The following is an 18606-nucleotide window of genomic DNA, read 5'->3' on the forward strand; positions in this document are numbered from 1 at the left end:
CTGGTTCATCCCATAACGACTGACGAAGTCGTGGGTGTAGATCGCTCCGGAGGCCGCTTCCAGCATGTCCGTCTGAGAGACCAGCGCGGTGAACCGAAACCATCCTCGGGGACGGTTCCGGCGACGATGGTCGGAGCCAGTTTCTCCCGAGCGAAGTACTCCGCCGCCTCACGAGAGAGCATCGTGCGCAGCAGTTCCTTACCGGCCGCGACGTTCGCGGCGTCGGCGGGAACGATGAACGGCTCACCAGCGGTGGAGTGGAGCGCGGTTGCACCCAGTGCCGGACTGTCGGTCAACGACATCGCGGGGAATCCGCGCATCTCGAAGCCGTCGGCGGTCTGGTCGGACATTTCGTTCTCGATCCAGGAGCCCGAGGGGTACAGGATGGCCTGCTGCTCCTGCGACCACTGTGCCTGCGCAGCAGTGAACTGAGTGCCGGAACCACCGGGCAGGAAGTAGCCGGCGTCCACGATGTCCTTCATGTGCTGGAAGACGTCCTGGAGCGCATCGTGCCTCCAGGCGTCCGGCTCCAGGTTCTCCAGTGCCAGGCGCAGTTCGTCGCCGGCCTCCTTGATCGCCGAGTCGATGGCCAGCGTCTGGTAGTAGGTCGCGGCCTCCTGGCCCCACACGAACAGGTACAGGTCCTCCTCCTGGGCTGCCGCCCCCAGTTCCTTGGCCTCATCCCAGGTGGTCGGTGGCTCCCAGCCGTACTCCTCAAACAACGACCCGGAGTACCAGAGGCCGTAGACGGTCAGCACATAGTTGATCGCGACGAACCGGCCACCGAAGGTGCCCGGCTCCAGAACGCCGTCGAACAGGGTGTCCCGGATCGTCTCACCCTCCAGGTTCGGAGCGTCGATGACGTCCTCGAGTTCCTCGAGCTGGTTAAGAATCGTGGTGAACCCGATCTGCAGGGCACCGGCGTTGTCGATCAGGTCCGGTGGGTCACCACCCACGAACCGTGGCTGTAGTTCCGGCGCGATGTTGACGGTGCCGGAAACGTCGAAATTCATGTCGGGGAAGCGTTCCGCCATGATGTCCGCGGCGAACTCGACGTAGTCGATGCCGTAGCCACCGTCGAAGATCACCGCCTCCACCGAGGACGTCTCGTCGACCCCGAACGGGTTCTCCGTGTCGACTTCTTCCGCCTCGCCGTTGCCGTCCTCCGTCGGGTCGTCTGTCGGGTCACCGTCGGAGCCGCCAGTGGCACAGGAGGCGAGGGTCACGCCCAGGGGCGCGCCCATCGCGGCAATCAAAATGCTACGTCGCTTCATCGACGTACCGTCGTTGGTCATCACTGACACCTTTCTTCGGGGTTTCGTGCTGCGGCGGGCTCTGCCGCAGCCGGGTCGGGGTGGAGGCCTGTGTGGTGTGTCGGCCATGGGCCGCTCCGATCGCTCACTGCGGCACCGCCTGCGCCGGACGGTCATGCCGGCCCGGCCTCTCCGGAAGGCGATCGGCCGGGCCTGGCCGGCGGTGGCCGAGCACCGCTGCGGCCGAAGCGGCGATCCGCTCCAGGGTGGCGTCATAGTTGCGCTGCGCCACCAGCAGGTAGAGCAGGTCCAGGACGAACAATTGCGAGTGCTTGGCCGACAGGTCCGCCGGGTGCAGGTACCGCTCCGGCACCGAGGCGATCAGGCAGGCATCAGCCAGCTGGCCCAGAGGCGAGGTGAGCCGGTTGGTGATGGCCACGGTGTAGGCCCCGGATGACTTGGCCTGTCCCAGCATCTCGACCGTCTCGCTGGTCAGCCCGGAGTTGGAGATCCCGATCGCCACGGTGTGCTCATCCTGGATCGAGGCACTGGCCAGACCGGCGTGCACGTCTCCCCAGGAGTGGGCGTTCACCCCGATGCGGTAGAGCCGATTACGCAGTTCCGATGCCATCGCCGCACTGCCGCCGGTCCCATAGATGTCGAGATGACGCGCGCCTGCGATCCGGTCGGCCACCTGTCCGCATAGCTCCAGATCAAGCAGCGCGGCGGTGGCGCGCAGAGAGCGTTCGTGGGCGTTCAGGACATTGCGCAGCACGTCCTGGGCGGAGTCGTCCGGGCGCAGACTGCGGCCGATGTCGGCGCGGCGTTCCTCATCGGAGGTCCGCGCGGAGTCAGCCGCGACGGCCACGCGGAACTGCACGTACCCCGAATACCCCAGGAGCCGGCAGAACCGGGTCACCGTGGCAGCCGAAGTGCCTGCCCGGTCAGCAAGGTCGGTGATCGAGAGTTCCAGCGGCGCCGTGGGCTGGGCCAGCAGGAGTATGCCGATCTTGGACATCGTCTCCGACATCTGCGGCAGCAGCGCTTCGATCCGCTCGATCACCCGGACGGGCGCATCAGCGGAAAGCGACGACTCTGGCCTCAATGAAAATTCCTCTCACGCATCTGTGCGTATACGTGAAAGATATTCTCACCACCGCGCAGGGTCAAGGACCCCTTGGTCACAGATTGATTACAGGTGCTCGTGAAGTCGCGGAAAGCGTCATCCGTGAGCATGGCCGGTCGGTCGCGGGCGTCGCACTTGCGCCCACGCCTCCCGGGACTGAGCGGGGCTCAGGCGGTCGCTTCGCTCATCTGCCGCAGTTCCTTCTTCAGGTCGGCGATCTCATCGCGTAACCGTGCGGCCAGTTCGAACTGCAGTTCCTCGGCCGCGGTGTGCATCTGATCGGAGAGTTCCTGGATCAGCCCCGCCAGGTCAGATGCGGCCGCGCCGGCCAGTGCCTGCCGTCCGGTGGTCTGGCTACGCGGAGTCGGTGCCTGCCCGCGGCCCTTGCCCTGCTGACGGTAGCCACCGGCCAGGAGCTCGGCGGTGTCGATGTCCTCACGCGCGAGCATGTCGGTGATGTCTCCGATGCGCTTGCGCAACGGCTGCGGGTCCACGCCGTGCGTCTCGTTGTAGGCGACCTGTTTCTCCCGACGCCGGGAGGTCTCCTCGATCGCGGCACGCATCGAGTCGGTGATCCCATCGGCGTACATGTGCACCTGGCCGGACACGTTCCTGGCCGCCCGCCCGATCGTCTGGATCAAGGATGTCCCCGAACGCAGGAACCCCTCCTTGTCCGCATCGAGGATGGACACCAGGGACACCTCGGGCAGGTCCAGACCCTCGCGCAACAGGTTGATCCCGACCAGCACGTCGAACACCCCCGAGCGCAGTTCCCGGAGCAGTTCCACCCGGCGCAGGGTGTCCACCTCCGAGTGCAGGTACCGCACCCGCACCTGTTTCTCCAGGAAGTAGTCGGTCAGGTCCTCGGCCATCTTCTTCGTCAGGGTGGTGACCAGCACCCGCTCATCGCGCTCGGCGCGCGCGTTGATCTCGGCGAGGAGGTCATCGATCTGGCCCTGGGTCGGCTTGACCACCACCTCGGGGTCCACCAGGCCGGTGGGCCGGATGATCTGCTCGACCACCCCGTCGGACTGGGACAGTTCATACGGTCCCGGGGTCGCCGAGAGGTAGACCGTCTGGCCGATCCGGTCCAGGAACTCCTCCCAGCGCAGCGGCCGGTTGTCCATCGCGCTGGGCAGGCGGAACCCGTGCTCGACCAGGGTGCGCTTGCGGGACATATCCCCCTCGAACATCGCCCCGATCTGGGGCACCGTGACGTGCGACTCGTCGATGACGAGCAGAAAGTCCTCCGGGAAGTAGTCCAGCAATGTGTGCGGTGCCGATCCGGCGGGCCGGCCGTCGATGTGCCTGGAGTAGTTCTCGATGCCGGAGCAACTGCCGATCTGGCGCATCATCTCGATGTCGTAACTGGTGCGCATCCGGAGCCGCTGCGCCTCCAGCAGTTTGTTCTGCGACTCCAGCACCTGCAGGTGCTCGGTCAGTTCCTCCTCGATGGTGGTGATCGCCTTCTCCATCCGCTCCGGCCCGGCCACGTAGTGGGAAGCGGGGAACAGGAAGCTCTGCGTCTCATTGCGCAGCACCTCCCCCGTGAGCGGGTGCAGCGTGTAGAGCGCCTCGATCTCATCGCCGAACATCTCGATCCGCAGCGCCAGTTCCTCATACACCGGGATGATCTCGATGGTGTCACCGCGCACCCGGAACGTGCCCCGGGTGAACGCCATGTCGTTGCGGGTGTACTGCATCTGCACGAACTGGCGCAGCAGGTCATCACGCTCGATCTGCTGGCCCACCTGCAGCGGCACCATCCGGTCCACGTACTCCTGCGGAGTGCCGAGTCCGTAGATGCAGGAGACCGAAGCCACCACCACCACGTCGCGGCGGGTCAGCAGGGAGTTGGTGGCCGAGTGCCGCAGCCGTTCCACCTCGTCGTTGATCGATGAGTCCTTCTCGATATAGGTGTCCGACTGCGGTACGTAGGCCTCGGGCTGGTAATAGTCGTAGTAGGAGACGAAGTACTCCACCGCGTTGTTCGGCAGCAGGTCACGGAACTCGTTCGCCAACTGCGCCGCGAGCGTCTTGTTCGGGGCCATCACCAGCGTGGGGCGTTGCACCTGTTCGATCAGCCAGGCCGTGGTCGCCGATTTCCCGGTACCGGTGGCACCCAGGAGCACCACATCCTTCTCCCCGGCGTTCAGCCGCTCGGTGAGTTCGGCGATAGCGGTCGGCTGGTCCCCGGAAGGGGTGAAGTCCGATCACCTCGAAGGGCGCTACCGTCCGCTGCAAATCGGTCACAGGTCGCATGCGACCACAGTACGACCTCCTACCGACATCGGCCCGGGCCATTTCTCTCCCGACGTAGCCGCACGAACCCCGAGGCCCTGCGTGCGCACCGCGCGCCGGTCCGCAGCGACTTCGCAACGTCCGCCACCCGGCCTACCGTGCCCGGCGGACTCCTAGACTGGCGCCCATGACCGCTCCCCCCACCCACCTGCCCGTGGACGATCGAGCGGTCATCTGGTCCCTGCCCGAGCCAGAACGACAGCAAGCCCTGGCCGATCGGCCACTTCTGGTGATGCTGCACGGGTTCGGCTCGAACGAACGAGACCTGGCGGGCCTGTTCCAGGCCCTGGGTCCGCAGTACCTGATGGCGAGTCTGCGCGCGCCGCTGCCCCTGCCAGGGATGAGTGGTTCCTACGCATGGTTCCCTCTCGACCCCGAGCGACTGGCCGCCCCGGACGCTGCCCTGCCGACCGACGCTGCCACCCGGGGGGTGTTGCGCTGGTTGGAGCACACCCATGCCCAGGTGCGCTCCGCCGGCCCGGTCGGCCTGCTCGGATTCAGTCAGGGTGCGGCGATGTGCCTGCAGATGCTGCGTCACCAACCGGAGGCCTTTGCCTGTGCTGCGTTGCTCTCGGGCTTCGTGGTGCCCGGCCCGCACGGCGGCGATGAGGCGCTGGCCCAGGTCCGCCCCCCGGTGTTCACCGGGGTCGATCCGGCCGACCCGATCATCCCGCCGGCGGCGCGGGAACGGCTGGAAGCGTTCGCCCGGGAGCACACCACCCTGTCCGCCCGGACCTACCCCGGCGTCGGGCACGGAATCTCCTCGGCAGGACTGCACGACGTCGTCTCGTTCCTCGAGGAGCACCTGCCTCGAATTTGAGGCGCTCCGGCACGGCCTCTCCACCGCGAACGTATTTCTATTCTATATCTCCTGCGCTGACTGAACATTCAGTCATATCGTAACGGCATGCCGACCACACCGCATCCACCTCCACCCGACCCCGCCGAGGATCCGCAGACCAGCGCCGGCAAGTCACGAATCCTGCAGGCTGCCACCGAGCTCTTCGGAGAGCGGGGCAGCAGCGCCACGAGTTTCAAGCGGATCGCCGAGCGCGCCGGGGTCGCCCCCGCCCTGATCGTGCACCACTACGGTTCGAAGGAAGGGCTGCAACTCGCCTGCGATCAATACGTCGTGGACACGGTGCACCGGGTCAAGACCGAGGCCGCTCCCGGCGGCTCCCTCGATCCCCTCGGCCCGCTCTGGGCCTTCAAGCAGTACGGACCCGTGATGCGCTACCTCGCTCGCCGCCTCGGTGAGGACAGCGAGCACGTCAACGACCTGGTGGACAGCATGGTTGATGACGCCACGCAGCGAACCGGCGAGGCCGAGCAGATGGGCCTGATCCGGCACAGCGACGACCCCCGCACCATGATCGCCGTGCTGACGGTGTGGTCGTTGGGTGCGCTGGTGATGCACGGCCACCTGGAGCGGCTCATCGGTGAGGATCTGCTCGGCGGCTCCGGACCGCCGCTCTACTACCTGCGCGCCGCCACCGAGATCCTCGGCGAAGGGATCCTCACCCCCGATGCCTACCAGGCGCTCCGCGCCGACATCGCCAACACCCCCACCGAAAGGGAGAGCAGATGAATCCCGTGATAGAGACAACCGACCTGGTCAAGACCTTCGGCTCCACGCGCGCCCTGGACGGCCTCGACCTGCGCGTGGAGGCCGGGGAGGTGCACGGTTTCCTCGGACCCAACGGTGCCGGGAAATCGACCACCATCCGGGTGCTGCTGGGCCTGCTCCGGGCCGACGGTGGCACAGCCAGGCTGTTCGGCTCCGACCCGTGGGCGCAGTCGGTCTCGCTGCACCGGCGCCTGGCCTACGTCCCTGGTGACGTCGAACTCTGGCCCAAGCTCACCGGAGGCGAAGCGATCGACGTGTTCGCGCGCCTGCGTGGCGGAGTGGACCAGCGTCGCCGCGACCGGCTGGTCGAGCGGTTCGACCTGGACCCCACCAAGAAGACCCGCACCTACTCCAAGGGCAACCGGCAGAAGGTGGCACTGATCGCGGCGCTGGCCTCTGATGTGGAGCTGCTGCTCCTGGACGAGCCCACCGCGGGCCTGGACCCGCTGATGGAGGTCGTCTTCCAGGAGACCATCCGAGAAGCACGCCAGCAGGGCACCACCGTGCTGCTCTCCAGCCACATCCTGGCCCAGGTGGAGGTCCTGGCCGACCGGATCTCGATCATCCGGCAGGGTCGGATCGTCGAGAGCGGCTCACTGCGTGACCTGCGGCACATGACCCGCACCACGTTCATCACCGAGACAAAGGCCTCGCCGGAGGCACTGGGCGAACTACACGGGGTGCACGACGTGGCCCGGCAGGACGGCCAATGGCGCTTCGACGTCGACGGTGACCGGGTCGACGAAGTGGTGCGCGCCCTCAGCACACTGGGAGTGCAGTCCATCGTGGCCCAGCCCCCGACGCTGGAGCAGTTGCTCATGCGCCACTACGGGGACGACGTCGCGGCGCGGGTAGAGCAGACGCCGGGCGAGCGGTCATGAGCACCACGACCACGCGACCCGCGGAACACGCGGAGCGGGCCGAGCAACGCAACAGCCCGGGTACCGGTACCGCCGCACTGGTGCGCCTGGCACTTCGACGCGATCGGATCAGGATCCCCGCATGGGTGGCCGGCTTGGGGCTGTACGTCCTGTACGTCTCGACCGCACTGCCCGTGATCGCCGGCACTGATGAAGAGCTCGGCGCCCTGGCGCCGCTGTTGGAACAGCCCGTGGGACGGATGTTCACCGGACCCGCCTACGGCATGGACGCGCTGACCCATGAGCGATTCTTCGCCAGCGGCTACGTGCTGTACCTCTTCGTCCTCGCCGCACTGATGTCCATCCTGCTCGTCACCCGGCACACCCGGGCCGAGGAGGAGTCCGGCCGGGCCGAACTGGTCCGTGCCAGCGTGGTCGGGCGGCACGCGCATCTGACCGCGGCTCTCATCGTGGCCGCACTGGCCAACCTCGGCGTACTGGTGGTCATCACGGCGATGTCGGTGGCCGGAGGCTATGGCGCTATGGGCTCGCTGCTGATCGGAACGGGCACCGCCCTGGTCGGCATGGCCTTCGCCGGGATCGCCGCAGTCACCGCGCAACTCAGCGAGAACAGCCGTCCTACCTCCGGAATGGCCGGCGCCGTACTCGGGGCGGCGTTCGCGTTGCGCGCCCTGGGCGACATGGCGGCGGTAGGTGGCACGGCGCTTTCGTGGGCCTCGCCCCTGGGCTGGGCCTCCCAGACCGCGCCGTTCGTGCACGACCGGTGGTGGCCGCTCGCCCTGCTGGTCGCCCTGGCCATCGCGGCCGTCGCGGCTGGTTTTGCCCTACAGCACCGACGGGACCTGGGCGCAGGCCTGCTGGCGTCATCGAAGGGCCCGGCGCGGGCACGCCACGTCCTCGGACTCCCCTGGGCCTGGCCGCGCGGCTGCAACTCGCCGCCGTCGTCGCCTGGGGGCTGTCGATCACCGCCCTGGGCGTCCTCAACGGTGCCTTCACCCAGTTGATGGTCGAGGCCGCCGACGACATGCCCGAGGCATTCCGGGACGTGTTCGGTTCCCAAGCACTGATGGAGGGCTACCTGGCGTTCATCGCCGCGTTCAACGCCTACATCATCGTGGCCTACATCGTCTTCGCCGTCCAAGGGCTGCGAGCCGAGGAGACCGGCGGGCGCGCCGAGGCGGTGCTGGCCACCCCCACCAGCCGGGCCGCGTGGGCAGGATCGCACCTGCTCGCCATCGCACTCGGTGCGACGATGATCATGGTCGTGGCCGGTGCGGGAACCGGGCTGGGTGCGGCCATCTCCACCGGGGACTGGTCGCTGGTCGGCACCCTCCTGGGCGTGCATCTCAACCTGCTCCCCGGGCTGCTGTTGGTGCTCGGACTGTGCGGGTTGCTGTTCGGCTGGCTTCCCACGCTGATGGCCCCACTCGGATGGACAGTGGTGGGTCTCGTCGTGGTGGCCGGCGTCTTCAGCGACCTTCTCGACCTGCCCGACTGGGTGCAGCAGTTGTCACCGCTGAGCCACCCGGCGCAACTACCGGTGGAGGACTTCGCCGGGACGCCGTTGGTGTGGCTGGGCGGGCTGACGGTGCTCGGTGTGGGGCTGGGGCTGGTGGGCCTGAGCCGGCGCCAGATCTACGTGCGGTGAGACCTGCGGACGCGCCGGCGCGACTGCGGTGAGACCTGCGGACGCGTCGGCCCGACTGCGGTGAGGTGCCCACCACGTGGGACGCCATGCCCTGAGCGCCGACTCCGGCTGCGCCTGGCGCGGGGAACAGGCAGGATGGCCACGTCACTGAATCCACGGATGAGGAGTACACCATGGCTGTTGTCAGCAAGGCCAGCACCGCTTGGAAGGGCGACCTGTTCAACGGCTCCGGAGCCACCAGTCTGCAGACCTCCCCAGGTGGGCACCTTCGACGTCTCCTGGAAGGCACGGGCCGAACCGGGCGCGGGCACCACGAACCCGGAGGAACTGATCGCGGCGGCGCACGCCTCCTGCTTCTCCATGGCCTTCTCCAAGGAGTTGGCCGACAACGAGACACCCCCCACGGCACTGGAGACCAGGGCCGAGGTCACCTTCGAACCGGGCACCGGCATCACCGGGATCACGCTGCGCGTGACCGGCACGGTCGAGGGCATCAGCGCCGCGGACTTCGAGCGGCTCGCCGAGGGCGCCAAGGACGGGTGCCCGGTCTCCCAGGCGCTGGCCGGGGTCGAGATCCAACTGCAGGCCACCCTCGCCTGAGCAGGGCGCGGGGCCGCGGTTCACCCGTGGCCTGGATGCCAGCCGGTCTTCCCGATCCAGGCCTGCAGGCGAGGCCAGGCGGCGGTGAACCACGGCTCCTTGGCCTGTGCGTACTCACCGGTCGTGGCCGTGCCGGCGACGGTGCGTCGCTTCAGGTCGGCATACTCGGCCCGCGCTTCCCCGTCCGCGCGCAGCCAGTCCCGGAACGCGAGCGCGTAGCGCCAGCCGGGGCCACCCACGTGCCGCACGTGCAGGTTCACCGGCCTTCCCGGGTCGGCGTTGGTGTAGAGGCGTTTGCGCCACTGCGCCGGTTCGGGTGCGTGGGGTTTGGGTACATCGCGCTCGATCGCGGTGTGCCGGATGAAACCCGCGGTGCGTAACGGCTCATCGAGGTCCACCGCGGCGTCGAGGTCGACGACGCCCAACTGCAGGTCGATGACGTCCTTGGCCACCAGACCGGGGACCGCGGTTGAACCGATGTGGTCGGCCGTCTCGACCTGCTCCCCCACGGCGCGCCGGATCCGGGCGAGCAGGTGCTCGGCCTGCACGTCCCAGGGACGATCCAGCCCGGTCGGACCGGCACCGGTCGCGGCACGCGCGCCCCCGGGAGGCTCCATCAGCATTGCGGGGCCCGGCCCACGCTCGGCCCGCCCGGTTCTGCGCGATGTTGTGCGCGAACGGCGCCAACCGGGTGTGCCACAGGTCCTCGATCTCCTCGCGCACCTGCGCCTTGGGTCGCTCGGTTTCCAGCCACACGTCCGCCACGGCTCGGCGGCGCTGATCGTCGGTCTGTGCCCGTATCCGCGACCAGGCATCTGCCTCGGAGAGTCCGCGCCCGGACACCAGGCGGCGATGACGCTCGATCTCGCCCGCTCCTGCCACCAGGACCAGGTGATACCGGTCGGCCAGGTCATTCTCCACGATCAGCGGTACGTCGTGCACCACGATCTGCCCTGGTGGCATCCGGCTCAGGAGCGCCCGGGATCGGTCGGTGACCAGCGGGTGAACCACCGCCCCCAGGCGCGCGCGGGCCTCCTCGTCGTTGAACACGATCCGGCCCAGGGCCGGCCGGTCCAGGGAGCCGTCGGGTTGCAGCACCTCGGGCCCGAAGGCCCGCACCACCTGGGCCAGGCCGTCGGTACCCACCTCGACCACCTCCCGGGCGAGGACGTCGGCGTCGATCAGGCGTGCGCCGAGGTCGGTCAGCACCGCCGCCACGGTGGACTTACCGGCTGCGATCCCGCCGGTGAGGCCGATGTTGAGCACGCTCCGACAGTAGTGGTTCGGGCGGCCGTCGTGGTCCGCCCGGCTCCGCACCGTGCTCGTGCTCAGTCCACCGCGCCGTCAGGCACGACGTCGTCGGTCTCGGTGGCCAGGGCACACTCCACCGCCGCGACCACCGCCCGGGTGGCCCCGGCCACGCCGAGCACCTCGACCGGCGGTAGGTGGGCGAACCCGGCCCGCGTCGTCGTCGGCCCTTCCACCCGCCCTCCCACTCCTGCGGCGGCATGCAGCCCGGCGTACATGACTGCGTTGCACCCGTAGGTGCCCGCGCTCAGGGAGAGTTCTGCCTCGATGCCGACCTCATGGATCGCCCGCCGCATCGCCTTCACCGGCAAGGTGGTGAAGTAGGCGCTCGGGCCCGCGGGGATCACCGGTACGTCCACGGGCTGCTCGCCGGCGTTGTCCGGGATCCGCGCGTCGATGAGGTTGACCGCCACGCGTTCCAGGCCAAGGCGTTCCCGGCCCGGCGCGAGCCCCAGGCTGAGGACCACCTGCGGGCGGTGTCGCCTCACCAGGTCGCTGATGAGCCGCACGCAGCGCGAGAAGTCCACGGGGAGGATCTCGGTCTCCCAGCCGGGGTGATCCTGCAACGCGGTGGCCACCTCGAGCGAGGGGTTGCTGGCGTGGCCACCGAAGGGTTCGAAACCGGTGATCAGCACTGTGGTCGTGGACATCGCGCTCACTCTAGCCACCCGGACACAGCAAGGCCCCTCACCCGAACCCGGGTGAGGGGCCTTGCGCGGGCCGATCAGTGTTGATCAGCGTGAACGGCTCAGTTGCCGGTCAGCTTCTCCCGCAGGGCAGCCAGTGCCTCATCGGAGGCGAGGGTGCCGCCGGTGTCGGCCGGCGCAGCGGTGTAGCTGCTGCTGGAGACGACGAGGACGGGGAAGCGGACGAACCGCTGTCCTCCTCGCCGACCGGAACCTCGGAGTCGGCCTCGATAGCGGCGGCCACCTGCTTCTTGTGGGCCTCCCACCGGGACTGTGCCTCGGCGTACTGGGACTCCCACGCCTCGCGCTGGGCCTCGAAGCCCTCGAGCCACTCGTTGGTCTCCGGGTCGAAGCCCTCGGGGTACTTGTAGGTGCCCGCCTCGTCGTACTCGGCGGCCATGCCGTACAGCGACGGGTCGAACTCGTCGCTGTTCGGGTCCACCCCCTCGTTGGCCTGCTTCAGGGACAGCGAGATGCGGCGACGCTCCAGGTCGATGTCGATGACCTTGACGAACACCTCATCGTCCACGGTCGCGACCTGCTCGGGCAGTTCGACGTGACGCTGGGCGAGTTCGGAGATGTGCACCAGGCCCTCGATGCCGTCCTCCACGCGCACGAACGCACCGAAGGGCACCAGTTTGGTGACCTTGCCCGGCACCACCTGACCGATCGCGTGGGTACGGGCGAAGGCCTGCCACGGGTCCTCCTGGGTGGCCTTGAGCGAGAGCGAGACACGCTCGCGCTCGAAGTCGACGTCGAGCACCTCGACGGTGACCTCCTTGCCGACCTCCACGATCTCGCTGGGGTGGTCGATGTGCTTCCAGGACAGTTCCGACACGTGCACCAGACCGTCCACGCCACCCAGGTCCACGAACGCACCGAAGTTGACGATCGAGGAGACGACACCAGGGCGGACCTGGCCCTTGGCCAGGGTCTGCAGGAAGGTGGAGCGCACCTCGGACTGGGTCTGCTCCAGCCAGGCGCGGCGGGACAGCACCACGTTGTTGCGGTTCTTGTCCAGTTCGATGATCTTGGCTTCGATCTCCTGGCCGATGTAGGGCTGCAGGTCACGCACCCGGCGCATCTCCACCAGGGAGGCGGGCAGGAAGCCGCGCAGCCCGATGTCCAGGATCAGGCCACCCTTGACGACCTCGATCACGGTGCGGGTGACGACGCCGTCCTCTTCCTTGATCTTCTCGATCGTGCCCCAGGCACGTTCGTACTGGGCGCGCTTCTTGGACAGCAGCAGCCGGCCTTCCTTGTCCTCCTTCTGCAGGACAAGTGCTTCCACGTGCTCGCCCACCTCGACGACCTCATCGGGGTCGACGTCGTGCTTGATGGACAACTCGCGGGACAGGATGACGCCCTCGGTCTTGTACCCGATGTCGAGGAGGACCTCGTCGCGGTCGACCTTGACGACAGTGCCCTCGACGATGTCACCGTCATTGAAGTACTTAATGGTCGCGTCAACGGCTGCGAGGAAGTCTTCTTCCGAGCCGATGTCATTGACTGCGACCGACGGGACGCTGGTCGAGGCGGGGGTAGTGATAGTCATTGAGTAGTGGACTCCGTTGCGGACAGGGATTGTTGGGATATCTGACGTGGCACGCCGCACCCGGATTGACCGGGACGGGCCGAGTCTGATCACAATGACCGGACAACAGGCCCGCGTTCGACCGCGACACCACGTGGATGACAAGCCATCCGGGCATGCGGGCACGAGGCACCGACAACGCAGTCTAGTGCCTGCGGGCAACCGTGAGCAACGTGATCTGCACAGCCGGGTTCCGGCCCGTCCCGAGCCGCTTATGCGGGTTAGGCTCGGAGGATGCCAACCGAGCAGCGCACGCCCCGGGCCTTCGTGATCACCGTGTCCGATCGGAGCGCGGCCGGAGAACGTGAGGACCGCTCCGGTCCGCTGGTCGAACAGCACCTCACCGACCACGGTTTCGCGGTGACCCGTCGGATCGTGCCCGACGGCGTGGAAACGGTGCGTACCGCCCTCACCCGGGCGCTGGACAGCGGCGCCGACGTCGTGCTCACCCTGGGTGGCACCGGCGTTAGTCCGCGGGACCGCACCCCGGAGGCGATCGCGCCCATGCTGGAACTGGAACTGATCGGGGTGGCCGAGGCGATCCGCGCACACGGGCTGAGGAACACGCCGACGGCCGCGCTGTCCCGCGGGCCGTGCGGTGTGATCGGAACCACCGTGGTGATCGCTCTGCCCGGCTCCTCGGGTGGCGTACGCGACGGACTCGAGGTGGTGGTTCCGCTCTTGCCCCACCTGCTGGACCAATTGCGCGGAGGTGACCACTGATGACGGTGACGCACGAGGATGAACGCCTGAACATGATCCAGGTGACCGAGCAGACCCTGGACGTCGCGGCACACATGGCAGCAGTGGACGATCCCCGGTGCGGAGCGGTGACCACCTTCGTGGGGCAGGTGCGCGATCACGACCCGGGCGTGACCGGCACGGTCACGTCGATCAGCTACTCCGCCCATCCGGACGCCCAGTCGGTGCTCGAGCGGATCGTGGCCGAGGTCTCCGGCGGAGCCGATCGGCTGCGGATCGCGGTGAGCCACCGGGTGGGTGACCTGGTTGTGGGCGACCTGGCCCTGGTGGTGAGCGTGGCCAGCGCGCACCGCGCACAGAGTTATGCGGCATCGCGTGAGGTCGTGGAACGGATCAAGGTCGAGTTGCCGGTCTGGAAGAAGCAGCACACCGCCGATGGCGCCGGCCACTGGAGCGGCATATGAGTTCCCAGCCGGTACCGGTGACGATCGGCTCCGCTCCTCCCCCTCCCCGGACGGTTCCGGACCCGGACCCGCGGCGCGGCAGCCCACTGGTGGACACCTTCGGACGGGTGCACCGGGACCTGCGCATCTCCCTGACCGACCGCTGTTCGCTGCGCTGCACCTACTGCATGCCCGAACAGGGCATGGAGTGGCTGGCACGTTCCTCGATCCTCTCGGTGGATGAGATCGTCCGGGTCGCCCGGATCTGCGCCGAGGCGGGCATCTCCACGTTCCGCCTCACCGGCGGTGAACCGCTGCTCCGGCGCGACATCGTCCAGGTGGTCTCCGAACTGGCGGCGCTCCGCACCCCGGACCGCAAGCCGGTGCAGGTCGCCATGACCACCAACGGCATCGGCCTGGACAAGGTGATCACCGCCCTGGCCGATGCCGGCCTGGCCCGGTTGAACATCAGCTTGGACACCGTTCAACCCGAACGCTTCGCCGAACTGACCCGGCGCAACCGGTTCAAGGACGTGATGGCCGGTATCGAGGCCGCTTCCCGCTCCGGGCTGCGCCCGTTGAAACTCAACGCCGTGGCGATGCGCGGGGTCAACGACGACGAACTGGTCGACCTGGTCGAGTTCGCCCTGTCGATGCAGGCACAGATGCGGTTCATCGAGCAGATGCCGTTGGACGCCGGCCACACCTGGGACCGGAAGCAGATGGTGACTCGCGAGGAGATCCTGGCGGCCCTGGGCAAGCGCTGGGAACTCCACCCGGTGCCGGGGCGTGGCGGTGCTCCCGCGGAGAAGTTCCGACTCGATGACACCGACAGCCACGTCGGGGTGATCGCCTCGGTCACCGCCCCGTTCTGCGGGGCGTGCGACCGGCTGCGCCTGACCGCCGACGGCCAGTTGCGCAACTGCCTGTTCTCCACCGACGAGTACGACCTCATCCCGGTGGTGCGGGCCGAGGACCCGGAACTGAACACCGATGAGCGCATCGACGCGGTGCTGCGGGCCTGCATCGACGCCAAGAAAGCCGGGCACGGCATCAACGATCCGGGCTTCCTGCAACCTGCACGTGGGATGAACGCCATCGGCGGCTGAAACCCCGGGCGCCAGCCCGGCGCAGCGCGGGCGTCAGCCCCCGGCGAAGGGCGGCAGCACGTCCACGGTGGCGCCGGCGGGCACCGGATCCTGGGCCGAGGACGACCGGCGCCCGTTGACCAGGATCGAGCACCGGTCCAGCACGGCGCCGGTGCCCGGACCACCGTGTGCGGTCAGGTCCCGGAGCAGGTCACCGACCGTGCCTGCGGCGGACTGCACCTCGGTCCGTCCGATCATCTCGGCAGCGACGGCGAACAGCCGCACCCGCACACTCATGCCGTCCTCCGCGATCCATCCGCGGGCGCCGCGCCGCCCGCCGCGCCCACCGCCGGCGCCGGTGGCCCGTCGCCTGCCTCCTCACGGCGCCAGGACCCGGACCGGCCGCCGTCCTTGGCCTCGAGGCGTACGTCGGAGATCCAGGTGGCCCGGTCGATGCCCTTGACCATGTCCACGACCGCCAGGCCCGCTACCGACGCCGCGGTGAGGGCTTCCATCTCCACCCCGGTGCGGTCCGCGGTGCGAACCGTGGCGACGATGCGCACCCCGCCCTCGGCCGGCTCGACGTCAACGTTCGCCCCGTGCACCCCGATCACATGGGCCAGCGGCAACAGATCCGCACACTTCTTGGCGGCGTTGATTCCCGCGATCCTGGCCACGGCGAACACATCGCCCTTCGGTGCGGTGCCGTCGTGCAGATGGCCCATCACCTCAGCGTTGCAGTGCACGAACGCACTGGCCGTTGCCGACCGGATCGTGGGTGACTTCTCGGTGACATCGACCATTCGGGCGTGGCCCGCGTGGTCCAGGTGGGTGAAGGCGGTCATAGGTGTCCTCCCGGTTCGACGACGGCCTCGACGATGTCGCCGGGCTCGACATGATCGACGTGCCCGGGCACGATGGCGTACCCGTTGGCCCGTGCGAGGCTGGCCACCAGGTGCGACTGGGACCCGTGCCTGGCGGTCGGGCTGATCTCGGCGTGCCCATCGGCGCCGTGCCGCACCCGGGCGGGCAGGTACTGGTCACGCACCGGTGGGGTGCGCCATCCCTGGGTGACACGGGCCGGCACTGTGGCGGGCAACACGACGTCCGGCGGTGCACCGTGCAGCAACTGCAGCGCCGGCCGGACGAACACGTGGAAGGACACCCATGCGCTGACCGGGTTCCCGGGCAGGCCGAACAGCCACGCGCCGCCGTACCGGCCGAACGCCTGGGGCTTGCCCGGCTGCATCGCGACCTTGCTGAAGGTGACCTCCTCGGAGCCGGCGAACACGCGAGTCAACGGGTCGTAGGCGCCGGCGCTGACTCCCCCGGTCAGCACGATCACATCCGCCTGCGGCTCAACCTGGGCCAGGTGGTCGGCCAGTTCGGCGGGGTCGTCCCCGACCGGTGCGGCGCTCACCACCTCGGCACCTGCCTGGCGGGCCAGCGCACTGATGAGTAACGAGTTGGAGTCCGGGATCTGGCCCCGGGCCAGGTCCGCGCCCGGTGGCAGCAGTTCGCTGCCGGTGGCGATGACGGCGACCTTCGCCCGAGGGTGCACGCCGACCCTGCCCTGGCCGGTGGAGGCCAGCGAGGCCAAAGCCGTCGCGTTGAGGTACGTGCCGGCCGGGGCGACGAGGTCCCCTGGCATCATGTCCCCGCCGGCGGATCGCACGTGCCGGCCGTGCGTCTGGGGCTGGTTGACGGTCACGGTCGCGGCGAGTGCGCCGTGCGGGTCGGTGCGGTCGGTGTGCTCCAGTTGCACCACGGTGTCGGCGTCGGTGGGCAGCACCGCCCCGGTCATGATCCGGGCCGCCTGCCCCTGCCCCAGCGCAGGGTCCAGGCCGCTGCCCGCGGGCAGGTCGGCGACGACGTCGAGCGTGACCGGAGTGTCTGCGGCTGCACCGGCCACGTCGGCGAACCGGACGGCGTAACCGTCCATGGCCGAGTTGTCCCATGGCGGAACCGGGAAGCGCGCGTGCACAGCTTCGACGAGGCGTAGGCCGTGGGCCTCGGTGAGCGGGAGGTGCTGGGCCGTCAGCGGCCGCATCCCGGACAGGATCCGCTCGCGCTGGTCGGACACCGCGATCAGGTCACTCATACCAGCTTCGGTTCCTGGCGTAGGTGGTCCACCGTTCCGGGGGCCAGCACCGCACTGGTCCAGCCCGCCCGGATGAGCAAGCGGGTGGCCCGTGCAGCTCGGACACCTGCGGAGCAGTAGGTGACCACATCCTGCTCATCGTCCAGTCCGGCCCGGCGCAGCAGGTCCGTGACCGCCTGCGTCTGGTCTGCCCCCCGGGCTGCCTGCAGCAGCGCGCTGATCGGCACGTTCACTGCTCCGGGCAACGCGTCATGGGCGGCCTCATCGGGCTCGCGCACGTCGAGCAGCACCGTCGCGGCTTTGTCGGTCCGGTCCCGGCGCTGCTGGAATGCACTCAGGTCCAGGGTGGTGACCCCATCCGGTGGCCGGACCGCCCCCAGGGGGTCCCCGACTGCGGCGCCGGGCGCGGACGCAGTTGCGCCCATCGCCGGCACGGCCTCATCGTCGCCCCGGCCGGTGTGCAACGGAACCTCGTGAACTCGCATCGTGAGCGCGTCGATGACGGCGACCCGGCCCAGCAGCACCTGGCCCATCCCGGTGATGAGTTTGATCGCCTCGGTGGCCATCATCGAGCCGGCGATGCCGCACAGGGACCCGATCACCCCGGCCTCAGCACACGAGGGCACCGTGCCCGGCGCCGGCGGCCGGGGGAACAGGTCACGCATCGTGACCGGCGCGGCGGGTGAGGGTGGCGTGGACCAGAACACCGACACCTGGGCGTCGAAACGCAGCACCGAACCCCACACCAGCGGGATCGCCAACTCCGCGCAGGTGTCTGCCACCAGATAGCGGGTGGCGAAGGTGTCGGTCCCGTCCAGTACCAGATCGTGCCCGGTGAGGATCCGGGCCGCGTTGTCATCGGTAAGCCGCTCTTCGTGCAGTCGCACCTGTGCACCGGGGTTGAGCCCGAGCACCCGCCGCCGGGCGTTCTGCGCCTTGGAGGATCCGAGGTCTTCATGGGCGTGGATCACCTGCCGGTGCAGGTTCGAGGCCTCGACCGCGTCGTCGTCGATGATCGTCAGGCTGCCGACCCCGGCAGCGGCCAGGTACTGCAGCACGGGTGCACCGAGTCCTCCGGCTCCCACCACCAGCACGCGGGCGGCTGCGAGACGGCGCTGGCCGATCTCACCGAACTCCGGCAACAGCGTCTGACGCGCGGTGCGGGCCGCTTCCGTCGCGGACAGAGCCGGCACCGGTTCGACCAGGGGCGGCAGGGACGTCATCGCTTCAGTCTAGGTCTGAAAAACT

At 68.7% G+C, this 18606-nt stretch carries 15 protein-coding genes and 5 pseudogenes; 9 read left to right on the forward strand and 11 right to left on the reverse strand.

Annotation, left to right across the window (positions count from 1 at the left end):
• Window positions 1–5: 5 nt before the first annotated feature.
• The 3 genes and pseudogenes from ngcE to uvrB all read right to left on the reverse strand — a co-directional run bounded on the left by ngcE (window position 6) and on the right by uvrB (window position 4641).
• A complete protein-coding gene (gene ngcE / locus ACRRRO_RS18640; RefSeq protein WP_434080699.1) occupies window positions 6–1295 on the reverse strand; it encodes an N-acetylglucosamine/diacetylchitobiose ABC transporter substrate-binding protein in 1290 nt (429 codons plus the stop codon).
• A 103-nt stretch (window positions 1296–1398) separates the two neighbouring features.
• A complete protein-coding gene (locus ACRRRO_RS18645; RefSeq protein WP_434080700.1) occupies window positions 1399–2316 on the reverse strand; it encodes a MurR/RpiR family transcriptional regulator in 918 nt (305 codons plus the stop codon).
• Window positions 2317–2546: 230 nt separating this feature from the next.
• Window positions 2547–4641, reverse strand: a pseudogene (uvrB, locus tag ACRRRO_RS18650) (excinuclease ABC subunit UvrB).
• A gap of 166 nt (window positions 4642–4807) precedes the next feature.
• On the opposite strand from uvrB, the gene ACRRRO_RS18655 reads away from it, so the two are divergent.
• The 6 genes and pseudogenes from ACRRRO_RS18655 to ACRRRO_RS18680 all read left to right on the forward strand — a co-directional run bounded on the left by ACRRRO_RS18655 (window position 4808) and on the right by ACRRRO_RS18680 (window position 9436).
• Complete coding sequence (locus ACRRRO_RS18655) at window positions 4808–5500, forward strand: alpha/beta hydrolase (RefSeq protein ID WP_434080701.1); 693 nt, start codon at window positions 4808–4810, stop codon at window positions 5498–5500.
• Window positions 5501–5587: 87 nt separating this feature from the next.
• Window positions 5588–6268: a TetR/AcrR family transcriptional regulator gene (locus ACRRRO_RS18660; protein ID WP_424796303.1), complete on the forward strand. Its 681-nt coding sequence runs from the start codon at window positions 5588–5590 to the stop codon at window positions 6266–6268.
• Window positions 6265–7188 (forward strand): ATP-binding cassette domain-containing protein, encoded by a 924-nt coding sequence (locus ACRRRO_RS18665; RefSeq protein WP_424796304.1) that lies wholly within the window; start codon window positions 6265–6267, stop codon window positions 7186–7188. Before ACRRRO_RS18660 ends, ACRRRO_RS18665 begins: the two co-directional genes overlap by 4 nt.
• Window positions 7185–8192, forward strand: coding sequence for an ABC transporter permease (locus ACRRRO_RS18670; protein WP_434080702.1), 1008 nt, complete (start codon window positions 7185–7187; stop codon window positions 8190–8192). The genes ACRRRO_RS18665 and ACRRRO_RS18670 overlap by 4 nt, the downstream gene beginning before the upstream one ends.
• Window positions 8192–8836 carry a hypothetical protein gene (locus ACRRRO_RS18675; RefSeq protein WP_434080703.1) on the forward strand — a complete coding sequence of 215 codons (645 nt, stop codon included), beginning with the start codon at window positions 8192–8194 and terminating at the stop codon, window positions 8834–8836. Before ACRRRO_RS18670 ends, ACRRRO_RS18675 begins: the two co-directional genes overlap by 1 nt.
• A 173-nt stretch (window positions 8837–9009) precedes the next feature.
• Window positions 9010–9436: pseudogene (locus tag ACRRRO_RS18680) on the forward strand (OsmC family peroxiredoxin).
• Window positions 9437–9456: 20 nt separating this feature from the next.
• Here ACRRRO_RS18680 and ACRRRO_RS18685 read toward each other — a convergent pair.
• The 4 genes and pseudogenes from ACRRRO_RS18685 to rpsA form a co-directional block, all read right to left on the reverse strand.
• A complete protein-coding gene (locus tag ACRRRO_RS18685; protein ID WP_434080704.1) occupies window positions 9457–10059 on the reverse strand; it encodes a GrpB family protein in 603 nt (200 codons plus the stop codon).
• Window positions 10060–10114: 55 nt separating this feature from the next.
• Window positions 10115–10753 (reverse strand): annotated as a pseudogene (gene coaE / locus ACRRRO_RS18690) (dephospho-CoA kinase); the annotation flags it as partial.
• A gap of 11 nt (window positions 10754–10764) precedes the next feature.
• Complete coding sequence (locus ACRRRO_RS18695) at window positions 10765–11394, reverse strand: pyroglutamyl-peptidase I (RefSeq protein WP_424796307.1); 630 nt, start codon at window positions 11392–11394, stop codon at window positions 10765–10767.
• Window positions 11395–11492: 98 nt separating this feature from the next.
• Window positions 11493–12985: pseudogene (rpsA, locus tag ACRRRO_RS18700) on the reverse strand (30S ribosomal protein S1).
• Between the two features lie 273 nt (window positions 12986–13258).
• On the opposite strand from rpsA, the gene ACRRRO_RS18705 reads away from it, so the two are divergent.
• The 3 genes from ACRRRO_RS18705 to moaA are packed head-to-tail and all read left to right on the forward strand — an operon-like array spanning window position 13259 to window position 15278.
• A complete protein-coding gene (locus ACRRRO_RS18705; protein WP_424796308.1) occupies window positions 13259–13747 on the forward strand; it encodes a MogA/MoaB family molybdenum cofactor biosynthesis protein in 489 nt (162 codons plus the stop codon).
• Complete coding sequence (locus ACRRRO_RS18710) at window positions 13747–14190, forward strand: molybdenum cofactor biosynthesis protein MoaE (protein WP_424796309.1); 444 nt, start codon at window positions 13747–13749, stop codon at window positions 14188–14190. Before ACRRRO_RS18705 ends, ACRRRO_RS18710 begins: the two co-directional genes overlap by 1 nt.
• Window positions 14187–15278: a GTP 3',8-cyclase MoaA gene (moaA, locus tag ACRRRO_RS18715; protein ID WP_424796310.1), complete on the forward strand. Its 1092-nt coding sequence runs from the start codon at window positions 14187–14189 to the stop codon at window positions 15276–15278. The genes ACRRRO_RS18710 and moaA overlap by 4 nt, the downstream gene beginning before the upstream one ends.
• Window positions 15279–15311: 33 nt before the next feature.
• Here the strand turns inward: moaA and ACRRRO_RS18720 are convergent, their stop codons facing one another.
• The 4 genes and pseudogenes from ACRRRO_RS18720 to ACRRRO_RS18735 form a co-directional block, all read right to left on the reverse strand.
• On the reverse strand, window positions 15312–15554 hold the full coding sequence (locus ACRRRO_RS18720; RefSeq protein ID WP_424796311.1) for a MoaD/ThiS family protein: 243 nt from the start codon (window positions 15552–15554) through the stop codon (window positions 15312–15314).
• A gap of 80 nt (window positions 15555–15634) precedes the next feature.
• Window positions 15635–16102: pseudogene (gene moaC / locus ACRRRO_RS18725) on the reverse strand (cyclic pyranopterin monophosphate synthase MoaC); the annotation flags it as partial.
• A complete protein-coding gene (locus ACRRRO_RS18730) occupies window positions 16099–17358 on the reverse strand; it encodes a molybdenum cofactor synthesis domain-containing protein (protein ID WP_424796312.1) in 1260 nt (419 codons plus the stop codon). The gene ACRRRO_RS18730 and the pseudogene moaC, both read right to left, overlap by 4 nt.
• Window positions 17355–18581: a ThiF family adenylyltransferase gene (locus ACRRRO_RS18735; protein ID WP_424796313.1), complete on the reverse strand. Its 1227-nt coding sequence runs from the start codon at window positions 18579–18581 to the stop codon at window positions 17355–17357. Before ACRRRO_RS18735 ends, ACRRRO_RS18730 begins: the two co-directional genes overlap by 4 nt.
• Window positions 18582–18606: the final 25 nt, after the last annotated feature.

It is taken from the genome of Sanguibacter sp. Z1732 (genome assembly GCF_051020515.1).
In the GTDB taxonomy this organism is placed as follows: Bacteria; Actinomycetota; Actinomycetes; order Actinomycetales; family Beutenbergiaceae; genus CALKWS01.

Bases quoted from the DNA above. Each gene is read 5' to 3' on its own strand.
- ngcE (WP_434080699.1), bottom strand. From the start codon at position 1,295: ATGACCAACGACGGTACGTCGATGAAGCGACGTAGCATTTTGATTGCC.
- ACRRRO_RS18655 (WP_434080701.1), top strand. From the start codon at position 4,808: ATGACCGCTCCCCCCACCCACCTGCCCGTGGACGATCGAGCGGTCATC.
- ACRRRO_RS18660 (WP_424796303.1), top strand. From the start codon at position 5,588: ATGCCGACCACACCGCATCCACCTCCACCCGACCCCGCCGAGGATCCG.
- ACRRRO_RS18665 (WP_424796304.1), top strand. From the start codon at position 6,265: ATGAATCCCGTGATAGAGACAACCGACCTGGTCAAGACCTTCGGCTCC.
- ACRRRO_RS18670 (WP_434080702.1), top strand. From the start codon at position 7,185: ATGAGCACCACGACCACGCGACCCGCGGAACACGCGGAGCGGGCCGAG.
- ACRRRO_RS18675 (WP_434080703.1), top strand. From the start codon at position 8,192: ATGGTCGAGGCCGCCGACGACATGCCCGAGGCATTCCGGGACGTGTTC.
- ACRRRO_RS18685 (WP_434080704.1), bottom strand. From the start codon at position 10,059: ATGCTGATGGAGCCTCCCGGGGGCGCGCGTGCCGCGACCGGTGCCGGT.
- ACRRRO_RS18695 (WP_424796307.1), bottom strand. From the start codon at position 11,394: ATGTCCACGACCACAGTGCTGATCACCGGTTTCGAACCCTTCGGTGGC.
- ACRRRO_RS18705 (WP_424796308.1), top strand. From the start codon at position 13,259: ATGCCAACCGAGCAGCGCACGCCCCGGGCCTTCGTGATCACCGTGTCC.
- ACRRRO_RS18710 (WP_424796309.1), top strand. From the start codon at position 13,747: ATGACGGTGACGCACGAGGATGAACGCCTGAACATGATCCAGGTGACC.
- moaA (WP_424796310.1), top strand. From the start codon at position 14,187: ATGAGTTCCCAGCCGGTACCGGTGACGATCGGCTCCGCTCCTCCCCCT.
- ACRRRO_RS18720 (WP_424796311.1), bottom strand. From the start codon at position 15,554: ATGAGTGTGCGGGTGCGGCTGTTCGCCGTCGCTGCCGAGATGATCGGA.
- ACRRRO_RS18730 (WP_424796312.1), bottom strand. From the start codon at position 17,358: ATGAGTGACCTGATCGCGGTGTCCGACCAGCGCGAGCGGATCCTGTCC.
- ACRRRO_RS18735 (WP_424796313.1), bottom strand. From the start codon at position 18,581: ATGACGTCCCTGCCGCCCCTGGTCGAACCGGTGCCGGCTCTGTCCGCG.